This is a genomic window from Pseudomonas sp. P5_B2, assembly GCF_056400445.1.
Genome location: NZ_JBFULH010000952.1, coordinates 1 through 1,252 on the forward strand (window position 1 = coordinate 1; position 1,252 = coordinate 1,252).

Genomic DNA, 1,252 nt, shown 5'->3' on the forward strand with positions numbered 1-1,252 from the left:
CCTTTGCAGTGTTCGGTGCTGGCTTCCTGATGCGCCCATTGGGCGCGGTGGTGCTGGGTGCTTACATCGATGATGTAGGTCGGCGCAAAGGCTTGATCGTGACGCTGTCGATCATGGCCAGCGGCACGATCCTGATTGTGTTAGTGCCAGGTTACGAAACCATCGGACTGTTTGCCCCAGCCATCGTGCTGATCGGTCGCTTGCTGCAAGGCTTCTCGGCCGGTGCGGAAATGGGGGGCGTCTCGGTATACCTCTCGGAAATTGCCACGCCCGGCAACAAGGGCTTTTTCACCAGTTGGCAATCGGCCAGCCAACAAGTTGCGATCATCGTCGCAGCAGCGTTGGGCTACGGACTGAACCAGTGGATGGCGCCTGCGATGATTGCCGATTGGGGCTGGCGAATTCCGTTTTTCGTCGGCTGCATGATCGTCCCGTTCATCTTTTTCTTGCGTCGCAATCTGGAAGAAACCGAGGAGTTCGCCGCGCGCAAGCACCGGCCGAGTATGGGCGATGTGTTCCGTACCCTCGCGCAGAACTGGGTGATCGTATTTGCTGGGATGATGATGGTCGCACTGACCACCACCGCGTTCTATTTGATCACCGTGTACGCGCCAACATTCGGCAAAACCGTGCTGCACCTGAGCACATCCGATGCGTTGTTGGTGACGCTGTTGGTGGGTGTTTCGAACTTCTTCTGGTTACCCATTGGCGGTGCATTATCTGACCGTATCGGTCGGCGTCCGGTTCTGATCGCCATGGCGCTGCTGACCCTCGCCACCGCGTATCCGGCGCTGACTTATCTGGTCAACGCGCCAAGCTTCGTCAACATGCTGTTGGTCTTGCTGTGGTTGTCGTTCATTTACGGTTTGTACAACGGCGCGATGATTGCGGCGCTCACAGAGATCATGCCGGTCGAAGTCCGCGTCGCCGGTTTCTCGCTGGCCTACAGCCTGGCCACAGCGGTGTTTGGCGGTTTCACACCGGCCATATCGACCTTCCTGATTCAGTACACCGGCGACAAGGCAGCACCAGGCTATTGGATGAGTTTCGCGGCGCTCTGTGCCCTGTGCGCGACGCTCTACCTCTATCGTCGTGCGACCGGTCGCTTACAACCAGCGATCTCTTGATCCCGACAGTTTTCGAGAAACTATTATGAAACAGCTATTCAATCTTGCCGCCTTTGCCTTGTTGACCACCCTCGGTCTGAGCACCACAGTCCAAGCGGAAGAAATCCGCGTGATGACCTCCGGTG

Annotated in this window: 1 protein-coding gene; it reads left to right on the forward strand. The window is 57.4% G+C overall.

What is annotated here, in order from left to right; translation table 11 throughout:
* Positions 1-1,127: tricarballylate/proton symporter TcuC (tcuC, locus tag AC1DRJ_RS28250; protein WP_477805039.1), on the forward strand; the 1,127-nt coding region annotated here is incomplete at its 5' end.
* Positions 1,128-1,252: the final 125 nt, after the last annotated feature.